Origin of the sequence: Sphingobacterium sp. SGL-16 (genome assembly GCF_011043515.1) — a bacterium.
GTDB classification, from domain to species: Bacteria; Bacteroidota; Bacteroidia; order Sphingobacteriales; family Sphingobacteriaceae; genus Sphingobacterium; species Sphingobacterium litopenaei.
The window spans coordinates 16,043-33,455 of sequence record NZ_JAAKGQ010000017.1 but is presented as its reverse complement, the minus strand read 5'-3'; the positions used below and the strand labels follow the sequence as shown (position 1 = coordinate 33,455).

The 17,413-nt window shown below is 38.3% G+C and carries 20 protein-coding genes and 2 pseudogenes; 19 read left to right on the top strand and 3 right to left on the bottom strand.

Going from position 1 to position 17,413, the window contains the following annotated elements; translation table 11 throughout:
• Positions 1-8 precede the first annotated feature (8 nt).
• On the bottom strand, positions 9-341 hold the full coding sequence (locus tag G5B32_RS17310; RefSeq protein WP_240899026.1) for a recombinase zinc beta ribbon domain-containing protein: 333 nt from the start codon (positions 339-341) through the stop codon (positions 9-11).
• Positions 342-454: 113 nt separating this feature from the next.
• On the opposite strand from G5B32_RS17310, the gene G5B32_RS07860 reads away from it, so the two are divergent.
• The 4 genes and pseudogenes from G5B32_RS07860 (at position 455) to G5B32_RS07845 (ending at position 4,296) form a co-directional block, all read left to right on the top strand.
• The gene (locus G5B32_RS07860; RefSeq protein WP_079718344.1) at positions 455-1,024 is read left to right on the top strand and encodes a Crp/Fnr family transcriptional regulator; all 570 of its coding nucleotides are present in this window, start codon (positions 455-457) and stop codon (positions 1,022-1,024) included.
• Between the two features lie 80 nt (positions 1,025-1,104).
• Positions 1,105-2,076: an aldo/keto reductase gene (locus G5B32_RS07855; RefSeq protein ID WP_013407623.1), complete on the top strand. Its 972-nt coding sequence runs from the start codon at positions 1,105-1,107 to the stop codon at positions 2,074-2,076.
• A 9-nt stretch (positions 2,077-2,085) separates the two neighbouring features.
• Entirely contained in the window at positions 2,086-3,333 is a 1,248-nt protein-coding gene (locus G5B32_RS07850; RefSeq protein WP_079718345.1) for a metallophosphoesterase, read from the top strand.
• Between the two features lie 137 nt (positions 3,334-3,470).
• Positions 3,471-4,296, top strand: a pseudogene (locus G5B32_RS07845) (RteC domain-containing protein).
• Positions 4,297-4,460: 164 nt separating this feature from the next.
• On the opposite strand, the gene G5B32_RS07840 reads toward G5B32_RS07845, so the two are convergent.
• Positions 4,461-4,562, bottom strand: coding sequence for a hypothetical protein (locus G5B32_RS07840; protein WP_240899025.1), 102 nt, complete (start codon positions 4,560-4,562; stop codon positions 4,461-4,463).
• Positions 4,563-4,874: 312 nt separating this feature from the next.
• Between G5B32_RS07840 and G5B32_RS07835 the strand changes: the two genes are divergently transcribed.
• The 13 genes from G5B32_RS07835 to G5B32_RS07775 all read left to right on the top strand — a co-directional run bounded on the left by G5B32_RS07835 (position 4,875) and on the right by G5B32_RS07775 (position 14,903).
• Positions 4,875-5,498 carry a histidine phosphatase family protein gene (locus G5B32_RS07835; protein ID WP_206366836.1) on the top strand — a complete coding sequence of 208 codons (624 nt, stop codon included), beginning with the start codon at positions 4,875-4,877 and terminating at the stop codon, positions 5,496-5,498.
• A 276-nt stretch (positions 5,499-5,774) separates the two neighbouring features.
• Positions 5,775-6,296: a hypothetical protein gene (locus G5B32_RS07830; protein WP_165290987.1), complete on the top strand. Its 522-nt coding sequence runs from the start codon at positions 5,775-5,777 to the stop codon at positions 6,294-6,296.
• A gap of 270 nt (positions 6,297-6,566) precedes the next feature.
• On the top strand, positions 6,567-7,028 hold the full coding sequence (locus tag G5B32_RS07825) for a VOC family protein (protein WP_091102996.1): 462 nt from the start codon (positions 6,567-6,569) through the stop codon (positions 7,026-7,028).
• Positions 7,021-8,097, top strand: coding sequence for a winged helix DNA-binding domain-containing protein (locus tag G5B32_RS07820; RefSeq protein WP_165290986.1), 1,077 nt, complete (start codon positions 7,021-7,023; stop codon positions 8,095-8,097). The genes G5B32_RS07825 and G5B32_RS07820 overlap by 8 nt, the downstream gene beginning before the upstream one ends.
• Before the next feature lie 307 nt (positions 8,098-8,404).
• Positions 8,405-9,997, top strand: a complete 1,593-nt coding sequence (abc-f, locus tag G5B32_RS07815) for a ribosomal protection-like ABC-F family protein (RefSeq protein ID WP_165290985.1) — start codon at positions 8,405-8,407, stop codon at positions 9,995-9,997.
• Positions 9,998-10,008: 11 nt separating this feature from the next.
• On the top strand, positions 10,009-10,200 hold the full coding sequence (locus G5B32_RS07810) for a hypothetical protein (RefSeq protein WP_165290984.1): 192 nt from the start codon (positions 10,009-10,011) through the stop codon (positions 10,198-10,200).
• A 144-nt stretch (positions 10,201-10,344) separates the two neighbouring features.
• Entirely contained in the window at positions 10,345-11,100 is a 756-nt protein-coding gene (locus G5B32_RS07805; RefSeq protein WP_165290983.1) for a radical SAM protein, read from the top strand.
• A 326-nt stretch (positions 11,101-11,426) separates the two neighbouring features.
• A complete protein-coding gene (locus G5B32_RS07800; RefSeq protein WP_165290982.1) occupies positions 11,427-12,017 on the top strand; it encodes a TetR/AcrR family transcriptional regulator in 591 nt (196 codons plus the stop codon).
• A gap of 135 nt (positions 12,018-12,152) precedes the next feature.
• Positions 12,153-12,719 (top strand): Crp/Fnr family transcriptional regulator, encoded by a 567-nt coding sequence (locus G5B32_RS07795; protein ID WP_165290981.1) that lies wholly within the window; start codon positions 12,153-12,155, stop codon positions 12,717-12,719.
• 98 nt (positions 12,720-12,817) lie between these two features.
• A complete protein-coding gene (gene def, locus G5B32_RS07790; RefSeq protein WP_013407610.1) occupies positions 12,818-13,399 on the top strand; it encodes a peptide deformylase in 582 nt (193 codons plus the stop codon).
• Positions 13,400-13,682: 283 nt separating this feature from the next.
• Entirely contained in the window at positions 13,683-14,123 is a 441-nt protein-coding gene (locus G5B32_RS07785; RefSeq protein ID WP_165290980.1) for a DUF6010 family protein, read from the top strand.
• Between the two features lies 1 nt (position 14,124).
• On the top strand, positions 14,125-14,589 hold the full coding sequence (locus G5B32_RS07780; RefSeq protein ID WP_165290979.1) for a hypothetical protein: 465 nt from the start codon (positions 14,125-14,127) through the stop codon (positions 14,587-14,589).
• A complete protein-coding gene (locus tag G5B32_RS07775) occupies positions 14,589-14,903 on the top strand; it encodes a DUF3817 domain-containing protein (protein WP_240899023.1) in 315 nt (104 codons plus the stop codon). The genes G5B32_RS07780 and G5B32_RS07775 overlap by 1 nt, the downstream gene beginning before the upstream one ends.
• 14 nt (positions 14,904-14,917) lie before the next feature.
• On the opposite strand, the gene G5B32_RS07770 is transcribed toward G5B32_RS07775, so the two are convergent.
• The gene (locus G5B32_RS07770) at positions 14,918-15,310 is read right to left on the bottom strand and encodes a Fur family transcriptional regulator (protein ID WP_240899022.1); all 393 of its coding nucleotides are present in this window, start codon (positions 15,308-15,310) and stop codon (positions 14,918-14,920) included.
• A gap of 88 nt (positions 15,311-15,398) precedes the next feature.
• On the opposite strand from G5B32_RS07770, the gene G5B32_RS07765 reads away from it, so the two are divergent.
• Positions 15,399-16,400: an NAD(P)/FAD-dependent oxidoreductase gene (locus G5B32_RS07765; RefSeq protein ID WP_206366835.1), complete on the top strand. Its 1,002-nt coding sequence runs from the start codon at positions 15,399-15,401 to the stop codon at positions 16,398-16,400.
• A gap of 221 nt (positions 16,401-16,621) precedes the next feature.
• Positions 16,622-17,385: pseudogene (gene map / locus G5B32_RS07760) on the top strand (type I methionyl aminopeptidase).
• The last annotated feature ends 28 nt before the right edge of the window (positions 17,386-17,413 follow it).

Here is a 17,413-nt window from a genome sequence, read left to right as displayed (position 1 = left end):
CAGTTGTTTTAAGAAAGCCTCGTTAGACGTGTCTGCTTTGAACCGTGTTCCGCAGGGGAACTACAATGATAGTAATAATAGTAGTTTCCCATCTTTCCCTTTGAAGCACTTCCAGTCAGCATACGCTTGCATTTAGGACATTTGAGAAAGCTTCTTAGCGGTAAATTGTCCATAGCCACGATTTTAGGCTTTACAATCCTCTTTCTCCCATCGAGAATATCCTGCACATCAGCAAAGATCTTTTCGCTGATTAAAGGCTCGTGTTGTCCTTTGACAAAACATCCATTTTCCTCTTTGTAGGGAGGTATGAATATTTTGCCACAGTACAATGGGTTTCGCATGGCTACCCAAAAATTGTTCTTACTGAATCGCCCCTTTCCAGGAAACACAGAAATAATATTGCATTTTGTCATTTGGCAAATCGTCATACCAAACCATTTAATAATTTTGTACTATGGAAGAATTTATAAATTACCTGTTGCAGTTCGGTAATTTGAACAAACAGCAGATAGACTTGATTACAAGCAAGGCGACAGAAATAGAACTCAAAAAAGACGAATATTATTGGGAAGCGGGAAAAACAGTTAGACAGGTTGGGTTTCTTACGGACGGTGTTATTCGTGTTTTTTATTACAACAACAAAGGTGAAGAAATTACACGCTATTTTATTGAGGAAAACCATTTGATTTTATCGGGAAACACAGTTGATGAAGTTTTTACGCCTTCCGAATATCTGTCTGCCATTACCGATTGCAAATTGGTTGTTTTTTCAAAACAAAATTGGAAAGACCTTTCCGCAACGATTATTGGTTGGGATAGCATTATTCAAAAAATAATCACTAAACATCACGGCGAAAAAATTGCAAGAAGAAGCGAATTGGTTTCGCAGGACGGAACAGAACGCTACCTTGACTTTATCGAGAAGTTTCCAACATTGGTAAATCGTGTGCCTTTGTCATACATCGCTTCCTATTTGGGCATTACGCAATCATCTTTAAGCAGAATAAGAAAGAATATCCGCTAAAATCACTTTTTGCCAAATGGCAAATGGTTTCATTTTTTATTGAGCCAATTTTGTACTAACAAATTTTAAAATCAAAAAAGATGAACAAAAGAAAATTAGGAAACAGCGGATTGGAAGTATCTGTATTGGGTTTTGGGTGTATGGGATTAAGTTTTCCGAATGCACCTACAAAGGAAGACAGCATAAAGTTAATACGTTCGGCAGTTGAACACGGAGTCACTTTCTTTGACACGGCGCAAGGTTATGGAGAAAACGAACTCTTGGTAGGCGAAGCACTTGAACCATTGCGTAATGAAGTTGTGATTGCTACAAAATTCGGTTTCAAAGACGGGGATGGGAGATTGGGATTAGACAGTAGTCCCGAAAACATAAAAGCCGTTGCCGAAGCGTCTTTGAAAAGGTTGCGGACAGACGTAATTGATTTGTTTTATCAGCACAGGTTCGACCCGAATGTTCCTATTGAAGACGTTGCAGGTGCTGTAAAAGACCTGATAAAAGAGGGAAAAGTAAAACATTTTGGTTTGTGTGAAGTAAATGCAGAAACCATTCGCAAAGCAAACGCCGTTTTGCCTGTAACCGCTTTGCAAAGCGAATACTCAATGTTTTATCGTGAGCCCGAAGATAAAATTATTCCGACATTGGAAGAATTAGGTATTGGTTTTGTGCCTTTTAGTCCATTGGGCAAAGGATTTTTGACAGGAACAATAAACGCAGATGTGGAATTGGATAAAACCGATGCAAGAAATATGTCGCCACGTTTCAGCAAAGAAAATAGGGAAGCCAACCAAGCATTAGTTGATTTGGTTGTTTCCATTGCGAAAGACAAAAACGCTACACCTGCACAAATTGCATTAGGTTGGTTATTGGCTCAAAAACTTTTCATCGTTCCAATTCCGGGAACATCAAAATTACACCGCTTACAAGAAAACATTGGTGCGACAAATGTTTCATTAACCAATGACGAGTTGAGCAAAATAAATGCAGCATTGGCGACAATTAAAATTGTAGGCGAACGATACCCTGCACAGGTTCAACAAAAATTAGGCAAATAAATATACCGTATGCTTCTTTTCTATGCCATACTTATTGTCGCTTTGGACTTTTATGTTTTCTTCGCATTGCGTGGGTCGAGCATCCCCTTTGCGAAGAAAATATGGTTTGGATGGCTGTGGTGGGGGTATAGCATCATGCTCCTAATCGGGTTATTCACTGCACTTCGCTCCGATTTTCCGTTTGCTTACCGTTCCGGTATTGTGATTACATTTATCATTACGACCATGTGTAAATTTAGCTATGGACTGGTCTTGGTTACTGACGACATTAGGCGTGGAGGCGTGTGGATTTCCCGTTTTCTCTTTCCAAAAAAAGAAAAAGAAACTCCCTCTCCCCAACTTATCGGAGACAAGCAGAGGCATGTAATCACACGTTCCGATTTTTTGCTCAAGTCGGGATTGGTCGTGGCTTCGTTGCCGTTCTTTGGGCTATCGTGGGGTGTAATTTCGGGTGCATACGATTATAGGATTCGTCGGCAAAAGCTGTACCTGCCTAATCTTCCACAAACCTTTCATGGTATGACCATTGCACAGATTTCGGATGTGCATTCGGGCTCGTTTTACAATAAAAAAGCGGTATCAGGTGGGATAGAGTTATTGATGGGGGAAAAACCGGATATGATTTTTTTTACGGGCGACTTGGTCAATCACCTTGCTTCGGAGATGTGGGACTATCAAGATTTGTTTTCCAAGTTGAAAGCCGATTTAGGGGTATTCTCGGTACTCGGAAACCATGACTATGGCGATTACCATTTCGGTTACGGGGATTCTCCCGAAAAGCACCGAAACCTCAAAAACCTCGTTGGCACACATAAGGTCATGGGATGGGATTTGCTTCGCAACGAGAACCGCAAGGTCAAAGTGGATAACGAAACTATTTCCATCGTGGGAGTAGAAAACTGGGGTACGAGGAACTTTTCGAATAGAGGGAATATTCAAAAGGCATTACTCGGAACCGAGGAAGAAGCAGTAAAACTACTCCTGTCACACGACCCATCGCATTGGCGTGAACAGGTATTAGATACGGATGTTGATGCAATGTTTGCCGGACATACACATGGGATGCAGTTTGGTGTGCGGAGCGAACACTTCCAATGGAGTCCTGTGCAATACATTTACAAAGAATGGGCAGGGCTTTATTCGGAGGGAAACAAGCAGCTATATGTTAATGCTGGTTTTGGATTTCTTGGATATCCCGGTCGTGTGGGTATACTTCCAGAAATCACCATCTTTGAATTGCAGAAAGGCAGTGTTTAGCTATTCTTTATTAAAAAAATAGCGTGTAGATGATGGGTAGCCCTGTCATCTCTCTAAAATTATAAACGAGGAATTGGATAATGCCTAAACACAACAGATTTAGGCATTTCTAATAAAATAGCAATTAAAATAATTGGATGGATAAATTTTACAATGAAACACTTTCTAAACTGGAAACCTCAATCACCGAAACTGGAATAGATTGATTGCTCTGTACAACGAATAGAGGCTGTTATACACGTAATTGTACAATGCTTGTCCGAAGTAAAGGAATATGTCTTGAAAAGAGGGTTTAAGAATGTGAATGAAGAAATCCGTTTTTTCAAATATCAGAAACCTGCTATTTTAGCAAAACTCATTTACTACAACGCCATTTATAAAATCGAGACAAAGAAGCCCTACAGAGCAAAGCCCATAAGGAAATACCTCAACAAAGAACTGAAAAAGCTAAATAGGTTCTTTGACAACAACCTCGATTTTTATAAGTATTATCGTAGCAATAATTCGTTCCTTGACGAAAGTTTTTTTGTTCGTGGCAACCACGATATAAAGCTATGGTTGGACACCTATTATTTCCAGTCTGATCAGTCCTTTTCAACCTCTCACGACTACAAGGTCGCCAAGATAATAGCCAACGATTTGATACAGGTCTACATCGAAGACCAGTTGTATCACAAATTCAAAAAAAATAAATCGAAAGCACCGAAAAATCTGAAATGGACAGGTAGCAAAGTGGCATTGATAGAATTGATTTATGCCCTGCATTATCAAAATGTGTTTGACAACGGGAACAACGATATAAGGGAAGTAGCCCAATATTTTGAAAGTGCCTTTGGCATTGATTTGGGCAATTTCTACCAGACCTATTTGGAATTGAGAAACCGGAAGATGAACCGTACTAAATTCCTTGATACACTTCGGGAGGAACTTGTAGAGAGAATGGACGAGCAGGACGAAAAGTAGGGTTTGGGCGTGCCACCGTCTGCATTTCCCCCCCCTTATGGCCAGGCTAACGAAAAAATGCAGACGGGTCGGGCTATCCGCTATATCTTTTGCGGATCTTGCAGGACCGCAAAAGGATGTCGCTTCTATCCCTCACGCTGTATGCCGTCCGAAAAACAAAATATTTATTTTCGTTTTGGTTTCCTGTTTTCAAACTCAAAGGAGGTTTCGGCTTTATCGTTCATGACGATATAGGCATTGAATTTATTGCCCGAATTGCTTTTCATGCCTTTGATAAGGTTGGTCTTTTCTTTGGTCAACAGGTCATTGAAGCCAATTACAGGCAGGTCAAAACGGACGTTATGCAGATTGTCGAAAGCGAAATGGAGTGGATTAAGTACGACCCCGATTTACAGCATTTGATACAGCAGGAATTAGTAACAATCTGACATTGAGTGTTTTCATCTTATAATATATTTCGTGTTGCGTTTTTCTTTAAATTAGCACAAAACGCCTACGTATTTTATGGTTAAGAATGTTCTCCGCCCGGTGCGGACGCAAAACTGTCACCAAACTTTGCATAGAGACTATAAAACAAAATGACCGTATTGAAAAATATAATCACCATCCAACATCCCGAATCAATTCATCATACTAATGGAATGATTGGTTCATGGACAGACTGGGAACTATCTGAAAAAGGAATTGAGCAAGCAGAAAATATAGCCTGTAATCTACAATTGGAGATTAAAAATAATGATTTTTCGCTCTTTACATCCTCTCTTAAAAGAGCAAAACAAACTGCTGAAATCATTGGAGAAAAGCTGGATATACAACCTCGAATAACAGATGCTTTAAAAGAAAGGAGTTTGGGTAAAGCAAACGGAAAATCTGTACAATGGCTAAAAGAAAACATCGAAAATGAGGAAATAACAATTTACGATAAATGCTTTAGCGATGCAGAATCCAGATATGATGTTTGGCAAAGACTACTGCCTTTCTACAACGAAATCATCAGCAATGATGATGAAAATATAATTATTGTTTCCCACGGAGATACATTGAGCATATTCAATGCGATGTGGTTGGGGGTGGAAGCTGAAATATTAAATAGAATTGACTTATACGGTGTAAGTGGAGGTGTCTCATTTTTACACCAAACAAGCACAGGAAAAAGGGTTATCAAAAGATTGAGCGACACCTCTTATATCAAATCTTGGTAAGCCAATCCTTAACCAGTATCGGGCGGATTTAAAATGCCTCCAATTGTATCGTGTTTAACGCAGTTAGGTGGAGACATTTCATACGACTTTCATTAATAAGCTTAAAGATAATTCATCCTTGTAATGGCCTGAAAAATTTTTCAGCTATTTTTGGGTATTGTGAAAAATGTAAATTAGCAATTAAAAAAATGGGTTTGCTATGTTTATGCAAAATTGAAAGTTTCTATTTTCTAATCCGCTCCTTAGCAAAGCCCCGAACCGTTATAAGTCATTTTAATGAATACCAACGATACTAAAAGACATATCGAAATTAACGAAGGCTATCAAGGTATAAACTTGACAGAATTTCCTTTTGAGATTGACGAACTAATTACAAACGACCAAATTGTTGACACCTTCATTCGTTCAAAGCAATTCTCATTTGACAGTTTGCGTGATTGTGTAAAAGCTGAACCAGACAAAGTCTATTTAAGACAAGCGTTTAATATTGACAAAATAAAAATCACGGATTTTAAAAAAACGGACAAGCAAGGTGTGTCTAAATTTCTTTTTGATATTATAAATGAACCAGACTGGGGTGAAGATAGAAACGAATTTAATAAACTGCTAGCCAGATATTTTGAAATTCACAACGAATTTGGGGACTACGAGTTTTATATTTTATCAAAGGACTGGTTCGACAAAGAAGATGAACGATTAATTGAGCCAGAAAGTTGGGTTTATATCTATTACTTTTTGATTATTTCAGTAGACAGGAAATCTAAGTTACTGACATTTACAGAATGGACGTATGATTAGATAAATAATAGAAAAAACGGCTTATAACAAGGGTTTGGCAAAATGGCGGGTTAAGTGCAAAATTCAACTTTTGTACTTTCTATCCGCCAAAGCTGTGAGCTTTGGCTTTTTTTTTACTAATTTAGCCAACGGCTCACAGCTTTGGCTAACGTTCGTGCCAAATTGAACTTTCGGTTCAATTTATCCCGCACTCTCGCCAAGCCGCGGCCCGTTAGCGGCAATGCCAACCGACCACCCTGCCAAATTTCAACAACTTAAAAATAATGAACTATGGAAAATAAGAACGAAACAGAAATCAGACTTACTACGATTGCCTCAATAGTTTATCCTGCAAGAAACTTGAATCAAGGCATTGATACTTGGGCTTCTTTATTAGGCAAAGACCCAACTTGGCAAAACGAGGACTTTGCTTCTTTTAATATTGAGAATATGGACATTTCACTTTCACGACTTCCTTGGGTTGACTATCCATTGATTTTTTGGAAAGTTGAAGATATAGAAAAAGCACACAGCTATTTTATAACCAATGGAGCAAAAGCAATGGTAGAAATTGCTGACGGTTCTTTGGTAGAGATTGGCAAGGGCAAAGCAGTGGAGGGAAATAATCACAATCCTGATACAGGTGTCGTAGATATGCCTGGAGCAAGATTGGCTGTGCTGAAAGCCGCTGACGGTAATTTATTTGCACTAACACAAGAAGTTCCATTTGATTGGTCAGAAAATAATGAATAATCAAAAACGAATGACCTTGAATGAAATTGCAATAAACAGACTAATTAATCAGCAAATTTCCAACCCGAAACTTAAAACACCGCAAGAAGTTTTAGAATGGATGGGTGCAATTCAGGCACAGGATTATGCAATGTCAAAATTGGCTATCGGCATTCGGTTACCTAACAATGCTTTTGACAAACAAATTGAAGATGATTTAAACAACGGAAAAATTATACGGACGCATCTGTTAAGACCTACTTGGCATTTGGTTTCTGCGGATGACGTAAGATGGATGATGCAACTTTCCGCACCGAACCTTAATAAATCTGTTGCATCAATGAACCGAAGTTTAGGTTTGGACGAAACAGTTTTGAAAAAAAGTAATTCTTTAATCAGAAAACTTTTAGAAAAAAATGAAATCCTGACCAGAGAAGAAATAATGAACGAACTCAACAAAAAAGGAATTGCCACAAATGATTTGCGGGCAAGCCACATTATGTTTAGGGCAGAAACGGAAATGATAGTTTGCAATGGCGAAAGAGTAGGCAAACAACTTACTTATGCTTTATCTGATAGAAAAGTACCTGCGGCAAAACCCTTACAAAAAGATGAAGCATTGGCAAGATTAGCGGAAAAATATATCCAAAGCCGAAGTCCTGTAACGATAAAAGATTTTGTTTGGTGGTCGGGACTTAATGTTTCTGATGCGAAAAAAGCATTTGAAATGGTTAAGTCTAAATTCATTTCCAGCATCATTGAAAATGAAGAATATTGGACGAACGAAACAGATAATTTGAAAACCAATAAAGATGATTCGGTTTACTTTTTACCTGCATTTGACGAACTAATCATAAGTTATAAAGATAGAACCGCTACAATTGAAGCAGAAAACCAAGCCAAAGCATTTACAAAAAACGGTATTTTCTACCCAACAATTATTTATAACGGCAAAGTCATAGGAACGTGGAAAAAGGTTTCAAAAGGAAATGAAACTGAAATTTTGCCGTCATTTTTTTCATCACTTACCGAAAGCCAAAAAAAGAAATACAAAACAGCTGAAACCAAACTAAAATTGTTCTATGAATAAGACCGAACAAAGGCACGTGCCGCTAACAAGGTATTTATGAAAGGTGGGCTGAATGTCAAAGGCTCATCTTTTGTACTTCTATTGAGCATTAGTGCAAAATTCAACGGAAGTACTACTATTCCCGCCCTTCATAAATACCCGACCCGTTAGCTGCTATACAGGAAAAACCGTTACTCAAAAAAAATTGTATATTTGCAGACACAAAAATTTAAGTAAGACAGAATGTAAAAAATAATTTCTTTCAGACAAATCAGAACAACAACCCTAAAGCGGTTGCTGTATTGTTTCATCTTTAACGAAAGAAATTATGGTTATTCTACAAAACATTTCATATACACATCCCAACAAAGATTTACTGTTTAGCGACATCAATTTTACAGTTAACAATCACGAAAAGGCAGCGTTAATTGGCAACAACGGAGCAGGAAAATCAACTTTGCTCAAAATTATCGCCCAAGAATTACAACCATCAAACGGACAAATAAGCATTGATGCTGAACCATATTTTGTTCCACAAATTTTTGGACAATACAATCATTTTACCATTGCAGAAGCGTTGAAAATCGATAAAAAATTGAACGCTCTGAATGAAATTTTGAACGGAAATACAAGTGAAGAAAATTTCTATTTACTCAATGATGATTGGACGATTGAAGACCGTTGCAAAGAAGCTCTGAACTATTGGCAATTAGACGATTTGGAGTTATCTCAAAAAATGGAAACATTAAGCGGTGGACAAAAAACAAAAGTTTTTCTATCAGGAATTTCCATTCATCAACCCGAATTAGTTTTGCTGGACGAGCCAAGCAATCATTTAGACATTGCAAACCGACAACTTTTGTATGACTTTATTCAAACCACAAAAAACACTTTGATTGTTGTAAGCCACGATAGAAAATTACTCCATCTTTTAGACACAGTTTGCGAACTGAGTCGAAACGGAATTAAAGTTTATGGTGGTAATTATGACTTTTACGCAGCACAAAAACAAATTGAAAACATTGCTTTGAGTGAAGACATTCAAAGTAAGGAAAAAGCATTGCGAAAAGCCAAAGAAAAAGAACGGAAAACGATTGAACGACAACAAAGATTAGACAATCGTGGAAAAGGCAAACAAGCAAAAGCCGGCGTTGCCCGAATTATGATGAACACTTTACGAAACAATGCCGAAAACAGCACATCAAAACTCAAAAGTGTTCACGCAGAAAAAATTGGCGGTATTTCGCAAGACTTGCAAGAACTTCGTTCTTCCCTACCCGACATTGACAAAATGAAATTCGGTTTTGATAATTCAGCCTTGCACAAAGGAAAAATTTTGTTTACCGCATCGAACATCAATTTTGCTTACAACACGCAACCGTTTTGGAAAAACCATTTGAATTTTCAAATCGCAAGTGGCGAACGCATTGCCTTAAAAGGAACAAATGGTTCAGGAAAAACGACTTTGATAAAACTCATTTTGGGCGACTTCGAACCACAAACAGGAACAATTTACCGAGCAGAAAACAAATCGGTTTACATAGACCAAGACTATTCTTTGCTTGACAACAAACTAAAAGTTTACGAACAAGCCCAACAATTCAATGTTGCTGCATTACAAGAACACGAAATCAAAATCCGATTAAATCGCTTTTTGTTTACCAAAGAAGATTGGGACAAACCTTGCAGTGCGTTGAGCGGTGGCGAAAGAATGCGTTTGCTACTTTGTTGTTTAACGATTAATAGCAAATCGCCTGACATCATCATTTTGGACGAACCGACCAACAACTTGGATATTCAGAATGTGGAAATCCTAACAGCAGCCATCAATAAATATCAGGGAACGCTGGTAGTCGTGTCGCACGATGAAACATTTTTGGAACAAATAAACATAGAACGAACAATTTCATTAACCCAATAAACAGAATGAATATGACAAATAAATTAACAGCAGGCACATTACCCAATCCACCAACAGGAGGAATACTATGGCAAATTCACCGCTATTTAAACGAAAGTGAAATGCCCGAATATCGTTACCGACAAATAGTTTGTGCTTTGCAACAGGGCATTGAATATTTTAGAGAGGTGAAAGAACTTCCCAAAAGTTTAAGAGAAAAATAGGAAACCCAATTTGGAGAAACGCCTTTACCGCTAAAGCCAAGCATCATTCATTCGGCTGAACAAGTAGAGAAAGTACTTTTTGAAACCCAATCCGGAGCAAAAATAGAAACGGTTCTTTCCCGTTACCGTGCAGGTTGGACATCTATGTGTATATCGTCACAATCAGGTTGCGGTTTAGGTTGTACATTCTGTGCCACCTCAGCTATGGGATTGATGAAAAAACTTTCTGCCGATGAAATTTGTGCACAAGTATTCCATTCACATTGGAACAATCAGGTGCCCGACAGCATAGCATTTATGGGTATGGGCGAAGCACTTGCAAATCCAAATATTTTAACCGCTATAGAAGCGTTTACCACCAAAGGATATGGCGGACTTTCACAACGCAGGCTTACCGTTTCAACTGTTGGGTTTGCACCGAATTTAGAAAAATTGGTAAAAAGGTTTCCGCAAGTAAACATTACCTTATCAGTTCATTCCCCTTTTCCGGAACAACGAGCAACATTAATACCGTTAGAAAAACGCTTTCCTTTAGACGATAATTTGAAAATACTTGACGAATATGTAAGAAAATACAAACGGAAAATTTACCTAGCTTACTTATTGATTGAAGGATTAAATGATACACAAGAACATTTGAACGCATTGGTTGATATGGTAAAGTCCAGAGTTCGTCCAGAGTTATATCACATCAGCGTTATAAGATACAACAATGCTTTTGGAGCAAATCCGTCTTATAAGCAACCAACAAAAGAGAAAGTAATTGAATTTGTTTCCCAGTTAAACCTAAATGGTGTTCACGCTACAAGAAGGACGCAATTCGGCTCAGAAATAGATGCGGCTTGTGGACAACTTCACGCAGAATATGTAAAAACTAAAAAAAGAAATAATGCTAAATAAAATGTACAGCAGTTAACATCGGTTTGGCAATATGGCGGCTGAAGTGCTTCTATGAAACATTTGTGCAAGGTTCAACAGTAATAATTCTAATGAACATTTGTGAAAAAAATCCGCTCCTTCGCAAAGCCGTTTTCCGTTAGCGGAAAGTGTAAACAATACAAATCAAAAAAAAAGAAGATATAGAACTTTCTCCTCCCCATGTACACTGCCCGTCAAACCTGTGGCTTTAAAAGTTTGCTTTTTTTTCGTTCCTTTGCAGGATACTAAATGGTATGTTTGCGAAATCAAAATGATTCCGTCTGACCCCATAAAAGAGACGATAACAGATGAAAAAAGCAGAAGCAACACGGTCGATGATTTTACATAAAGCGTTTGAACTGATTTATGTTAAGGGCTACCAGACGACGAGCATTGACGACATCATCGCTACCACACAAGTAACGAAAGGGGCTTTTTATTATCATTTCAAAACCAAAGACGAAATGGGACTTGCCATCATCAACGAAGTCCTCAAACCCACACTTGCACGCAGTTTCATCGAGCCACTTCAAGGCGAACAAGATCCGTTGAATGCCATTTACAACCTCATGGATAGTCTATTAATGAAAAATGAATTTTTGAAGGTGGAATATGGTTGTCCGGCCTCAAACTTCACTCAAGAAATGACCCCGTGGAATTCAGAATTTAATAAGGCTTTAAATGAATTAACCCGGGAATGGACAGAAGCAATCACCGCTACCATTGAAAGAGGAAAGAAAAGTGGCGTCATCCGCAAGGAGGTAAATGCAAAGCAGGTAACCACCTTCGTATTGTCGGGTTATTGGGGTATTCGGAATTTAGGAAAATTAGAAAACAGCAAAAAGGTCTATATTTCTTATTTAAAGCAACTTAAAATTTATCTAAACAGTCTTAAATAATTTTTTTGCACAAAAACATACTAACTGGTATGGTTTTATTGTTTTTGTCCCGAAAACAAGCCAAGCCGCACAGAAACGGTTATTATAAATAACGCTAAATTTGTATTGAAAAACAGATCAAAAGAGAATATTTTTATGGGGCATATAAGAGAATACTACGAACGGATAATAAAATTACAGGAAACAGAATGGAAATTCATCTCTTCCCATTTTAGCCGAAAAGTGTTTGCCAAAAACCAAATCATCACACGACAAGGTGAAACAGAAAATTTCCTTTCATTCATCGAAACCGGCATTGTTCGGTTCTACATTCCTGATGATGAAAACGAGCTGACTTTCAACTTCAGTTTTGACAAAGAGTTTACTTGTGCCTACGACTCATTCTTGACACAAACGCCATCCGAATACGAATTACAGGCATTGACAGAAACCGTGGTTTGGCAGATTTCCTTTGAGGATTTACAAAAAGTCTATGCTCAAACCAAAGTCGGGAATTATTTGGGACGTTTTGCTTCCGAGAAATTATTTTTAGCCAAAAGCAAACGCGAAGTATCTTTATTGAAATACAATGCAAAAGAGCGTTATTTAAGATTGTTTAAAGAACAGCCCGATATTCTGAAATTTATCCCGCTAAAATACATCGCTTCCTACATCGGAATCACCCCACAAGGCCTGAGTCGGATCCGCAGACAAATTGCGTAGCAATCACCGCTAAAAAATCAATGAACAGCGTAATTACTTAACATCGGTTCATTGCCTTCCTGGTTTATTCTTTTGAACTTTGCAATAAAATCAAAAGAATGAAACGACCCATTTTAGCATACGGACACAGCATTTTGAAACAGAAATGCAACGACATCGAAAAGGATTATCCTGAATTGGATAAACTGATTGCCGATATGTGGGAAACGATGGAAAATGCCAATGGATGCGGTTTGGCTTCGCCCCAAATCGGACTTCCCATAAGACTATTTATCGTGGACAGTAAAACGACTTTCGAAAATCTCGATGAACAAGACCAAGGAATCTATTTTGAGAAAAATGATAGCGGCATAAAGGAAATATTCATCAATGCAAAAATCATTGAACGTTCGGCAGAGCTTTGGGAAGACGATGAAGGCTGTTTGAGTATTCCGGAATTATCCCAAAAAGTAAAAAGACCTTGGACGATTACGATAGCCTATTACAATAAAGATTTTGAACTGCAGAGAAAGACATTCAGCGGAACCACCGCAAGAATGATACAGCACGAATACGACCACACAGAAGGGATATTATACCTTGACTATTTGAAACCGCTGACCAAAAAACTGTTGGAAGGGAAACTCAAAAAAATAGCCCGAGGACAAATAAAAACAAGGTATCCGATGAAGTTCGTGTGATGATACTGCCGACCTCAGCCTATAAGACTCCAACATCACGAAGCTTCATCTCAACTTAGCGCAGCATTCTCACTGACCCAAAGGAAGTCACGAAAGTTTCAATCCCTGTTGACAAATCCGCAGTGGTTGTTTTGCACCTACCTGTGAACTTTTTAAAAACATATATACCTCATTAAAAGCAACTTATAACTCAATCAAACAACCTAAAATATTTTTTACTCAAAAACATACTAATTAGTATGTTTTTTATTTAACTTTGCATGCAAACATAAAAACAAGAAATATGCATACACATCATCACATCATTCCGGAATTTACAACCACCCATGCATTCGTTGCAGCGTTGATCGGCTTAGTATTCATCATTATCATGTCCTTTGTGAAAGAACCCTCCCGACAGAAAATCAACGCCATTATCATAGCGGGCGCAGGCGGGGTTTACTGGAGCGGCGGATTAGGCGTATGGGAATATATCTTTGGTGCCGTTATGTTGTTTGTGGCCTTCAAAGCTCTCAAGCATTATTATTTCATCGGAATCGGTTGGCTAATGCACACAGGCTGGGACATTATGCATCATCTATACGGTGATCCCATTATTCACTTTGCACCACTTTCGTCCGCCGGTTGTGCCGTGTGCGATGCGGTTCTGGCAATCTGGTTCTTCTTTGGTGCACCTACCATTTGGAACGTATTCAAAAAACAAAAAACAATTACGACGGCATAAAATGTATTCCACATTATTAGTCTTTCACTCTTTGATTCGTTGGCTTGTACTAGTCTTTATACTGTATTCTATTTACAGGGCCTTTGTCGGCTTGGTCAACGACAGGGCTTTTTCAAAAACGGACAACGCTTTTCGACACTGGACGGCTACGGTTGCGCATATTCAACTAATAATTGGCATCATCCTATATACGAAGAGCCCGCTGGTCAAATATTTTTGGAAAGAAAAGGAAAGTAGTTTTCAAAACTTAGAACTGACTTTTTACGGTTTAATTCATATTATTTTAATGCTAACTGCTATTGTGGTGGTAACAATCGGCTCTGCAAAGGCAAAGCGACAGCAAACGAACAAGGAGAAATTCAAAACAATGTTGGTTTGGTTTTCTATTGCGCTCATTATCATTTTCATTGCCATTCCCTGGCCGTTTTCACCCTTTTCAGGCAGACCTTATTTCAGAATATTTTAATGATGAAGAAACTTTTCAACACATCTATCGGACGTTTACGAATCCTTGCCATATTAGAGGGCATATCATTAATTGTCTTAGTTTTTATTGCTGTACCCTTGAAGCACGTTTGGGATATTCCCGGCTTGTCAAAGTCACTTGGCCCCATTCACGGCGCACTTTTCCTGCTGTTTGTGTTTAATGCGTTACGTGTAGGAGTAGAACAACAGTGGAAATTTAAAGAGATTACCTGGAAGATTCTTGTTGCTTGTTTTATTCCTTTTGGTACGTTTTATATTGACTATAAAATACTTCGTAAAATCGACAAGGAATGAAGCAGACAAATGTTTCAAGTTACCTTCGCACAATCTTTACAAATTCCTGTAAGTACACAATTTATGCTTTCGACATGATATCCTTCAGGTACGTAAAAATGAACTGCCTGTGGCAGGCATTCTATGGTATTGCAGTTCTTACACCGAAAATGAAAATGATTTTGGGGAAAAGCCTTATCATCACATTTAATGCAAACTGCAAAATATTGTTTACCATCTTCCGCCACGATTTTATGCACTTGGCCGTCTTCGCAAAAGCGATTCAGTATTCTGTAAATCGTAGCCCTGTCAATTGCTACATCAATGTTCTTTTCAATTGCATCACGACTCATAGCCTTCCCTGTACGGGTCAATAGCTCAAGAACTGCATCTTTGGAGGGAGTATTTCTTCTTTTCATTTTAATCATATTACACAAAGTTAATGCAAATATATTGCATTAAGTTAATGCAATATTGTCGCATTAATTATTTTATTATTACCTTTGCCCAAAAAGAATGACAAGACGAGAGCTTATAAAACAGTGTGGCTTTGCTTTAACGGCATTGGCAATGCCTTTTCCATTGATAACCTTTTCAAAAGATAATAGTATGACAGACAAAAAACAATTCGATGTAATCATCATAGGCGGCAGCTATGCTGGACTTTCAGCGGCAATGGCCTTGGGGCGTTCTTTAAAAAATGTACTTATTATAGACAGCGGGAAACCCTGTAACCGTTATACCCCACACTCGCATAACTTTATCACGCAGGACGGTTCCGTCCCGGGAGAAATTGCGACAAAAGCCAAAGAACAAGTATTGAAATACGATACCGTGAAATTCCTTGAAGGCTATGCTGCTGAAGGAAAGAAAACCGAAAACGGTTTTGAAATTGCCGTAGAGTCCGGTGAAAGATTTTCGGCCCAAAAACTTATTTTTGCTACCGGTGTAAAAGATATTTTCCCCGATATAAAGGGATTTGAAGAATGCTGGGGCAAAACCGTTATTCATTGCCCCTACTGTCACGGTTATGAATTTAAAGGAGCTAAAACAGCCGTCATTGCCGAAGGAGACCGGGCTTTTCACGTTGCTTCATTAGTCAATAATTTGACCGATAAAATCACGATTGTAACAAGAGGTAAAGCGGATTTCACGGAAGAACAATCTGTCAAACTAAAAAACCATCAAATCAATATTATCGAGAAAGAAATAGAAGAAATCAAACATCAAAACGGGAATATTACAGCGTTGATTTTTGAAGACGGAACGCAAGAAAACTTTGATGCAGCCTATGCCGCAATTCCATTTGAACAACATTGCAAAATTCCACTGGATTTAGGATGCGAAATTACAGAAACGGGACTGATAAAAGTAGATATGTTTCAACAGACAACTGTTCCCGGCGTCTATGCTTGTGGTGACAATATCAATCCATTGCGTTCGGTGGCCAATGCGGTTTCAAGCGGAAATATAACCGGAGCGATGGTAAATCACCGTTTGACGGAAGAAAAATTTTAATGGATAAAATCGTCAAGGAAATGGATATTGTGAATGAAAAAGGTAGATTGGCATTGGGATAATAGTTGAAAGTGTAGTACTATTATAACTTCATTTACTTCTTTTTTTATAAATTAGCAAACGGCTTATGCTAAGGTAGTGACAAACTGAGGCTTTGTGTTTCTATCTCCGCTCCTTCCCAAAGCTGCGAATTTTTAGGAATCATATTAATTCAAATAAAAATGTCCATAACGAAAGAATCAGAATTAACCGGAATGCAAAAAGTGAGCGAAGCGGTTGCTTACACATTGAAGGAAATGCGCAACTATGCAAAACCGGGAATGACAACCAAAGAATTAGACGACTTCGGGGCAAAAATACTTTCAGGCTTCGGAGCAAAATCCGCACCGTATCTGACTTATGGTTTTCCAGGTTGGACTTGTATCAGTGTGGACAATGAGTTTTGCCACGGCATTCCGTCCGAGAAAAGAATACTGAAAGAGGGCGATTTGGTGAATATTGACGTTTCCGCCGAACTCGACGGCTTTTGGTCGGACAACGGAGGCTCATTCGTACTTGGAGAAGACGTCAACCAACATCAAAAATTGGTGGATGCATCCAAAGAAATCCTGCAAAAAGCCATCCGTAATATTAAGGGTGGCGTAAAAATTTCAGAAATCGGACACATCATGGAAACCGAAGCAAAAAAAAGAGGCTTCAAGGTTGTTAAAAATTTGGGTGGACACGGCATCGGAAGGAGTTTACATGAACAACCCGATGAAATAATGAACTAAAAAACCGATTTGACCAAAGACGGTTTAGAAAAAATTCTGTAGTTGCCATTGAAACGTTTATTACTACAACTTCAACCTATGCAACAGAGTTAAATGACGGTTGGACCATGGTAGGAAACAAAGGAGGTTTTATGGCGCAACACGAACATACAATCGTTATTACCGATGGAAACCCCATCATACTGACCGAAATGAATGGGATTTGGGATTAAAATGGGCAGTACGAACAATGAAAGCTAG

What these genes read in the sequence shown, in the direction of transcription:
- G5B32_RS07800 (WP_165290982.1), top strand. Translation starts at nt 11,427, where the DNA reads ATGAAAAAAGCAGAAGCAACACGGTCGATGATTTTACATAAAGCGTTT.
- G5B32_RS07825 (WP_091102996.1), top strand. Translation starts at nt 6,567, where the DNA reads ATGGAAAATAAGAACGAAACAGAAATCAGACTTACTACGATTGCCTCA.
- G5B32_RS07795 (WP_165290981.1), top strand. Translation starts at nt 12,153, where the DNA reads ATGGGGCATATAAGAGAATACTACGAACGGATAATAAAATTACAGGAA.
- G5B32_RS07850 (WP_079718345.1), top strand. Translation starts at nt 2,086, where the DNA reads ATGCTTCTTTTCTATGCCATACTTATTGTCGCTTTGGACTTTTATGTT.
- def (WP_013407610.1), top strand. Translation starts at nt 12,818, where the DNA reads ATGAAACGACCCATTTTAGCATACGGACACAGCATTTTGAAACAGAAA.
- G5B32_RS07785 (WP_165290980.1), top strand. Translation starts at nt 13,683, where the DNA reads ATGCATACACATCATCACATCATTCCGGAATTTACAACCACCCATGCA.
- G5B32_RS07830 (WP_165290987.1), top strand. Translation starts at nt 5,775, where the DNA reads ATGAATACCAACGATACTAAAAGACATATCGAAATTAACGAAGGCTAT.
- G5B32_RS07780 (WP_165290979.1), top strand. Translation starts at nt 14,125, where the DNA reads ATGTATTCCACATTATTAGTCTTTCACTCTTTGATTCGTTGGCTTGTA.
- G5B32_RS07820 (WP_165290986.1), top strand. Translation starts at nt 7,021, where the DNA reads ATGAATAATCAAAAACGAATGACCTTGAATGAAATTGCAATAAACAGA.
- G5B32_RS07770 (WP_240899022.1), bottom strand. Translation starts at nt 15,310, where the DNA reads ATGATTAAAATGAAAAGAAGAAATACTCCCTCCAAAGATGCAGTTCTT.
- G5B32_RS07860 (WP_079718344.1), top strand. Translation starts at nt 455, where the DNA reads ATGGAAGAATTTATAAATTACCTGTTGCAGTTCGGTAATTTGAACAAA.
- G5B32_RS07765 (WP_206366835.1), top strand. Translation starts at nt 15,399, where the DNA reads ATGACAAGACGAGAGCTTATAAAACAGTGTGGCTTTGCTTTAACGGCA.
- G5B32_RS07855 (WP_013407623.1), top strand. Translation starts at nt 1,105, where the DNA reads ATGAACAAAAGAAAATTAGGAAACAGCGGATTGGAAGTATCTGTATTG.
- G5B32_RS07810 (WP_165290984.1), top strand. Translation starts at nt 10,009, where the DNA reads ATGACAAATAAATTAACAGCAGGCACATTACCCAATCCACCAACAGGA.
- G5B32_RS07775 (WP_240899023.1), top strand. Translation starts at nt 14,589, where the DNA reads ATGATGAAGAAACTTTTCAACACATCTATCGGACGTTTACGAATCCTT.
- G5B32_RS07840 (WP_240899025.1), bottom strand. Translation starts at nt 4,562, where the DNA reads ATGAAAAGCAATTCGGGCAATAAATTCAATGCCTATATCGTCATGAAC.
- G5B32_RS17310 (WP_240899026.1), bottom strand. Translation starts at nt 341, where the DNA reads ATGCGAAACCCATTGTACTGTGGCAAAATATTCATACCTCCCTACAAA.
- abc-f (WP_165290985.1), top strand. Translation starts at nt 8,405, where the DNA reads ATGGTTATTCTACAAAACATTTCATATACACATCCCAACAAAGATTTA.
- G5B32_RS07805 (WP_165290983.1), top strand. Translation starts at nt 10,345, where the DNA reads ATGTGTATATCGTCACAATCAGGTTGCGGTTTAGGTTGTACATTCTGT.
- G5B32_RS07835 (WP_206366836.1), top strand. Translation starts at nt 4,875, where the DNA reads ATGACCGTATTGAAAAATATAATCACCATCCAACATCCCGAATCAATT.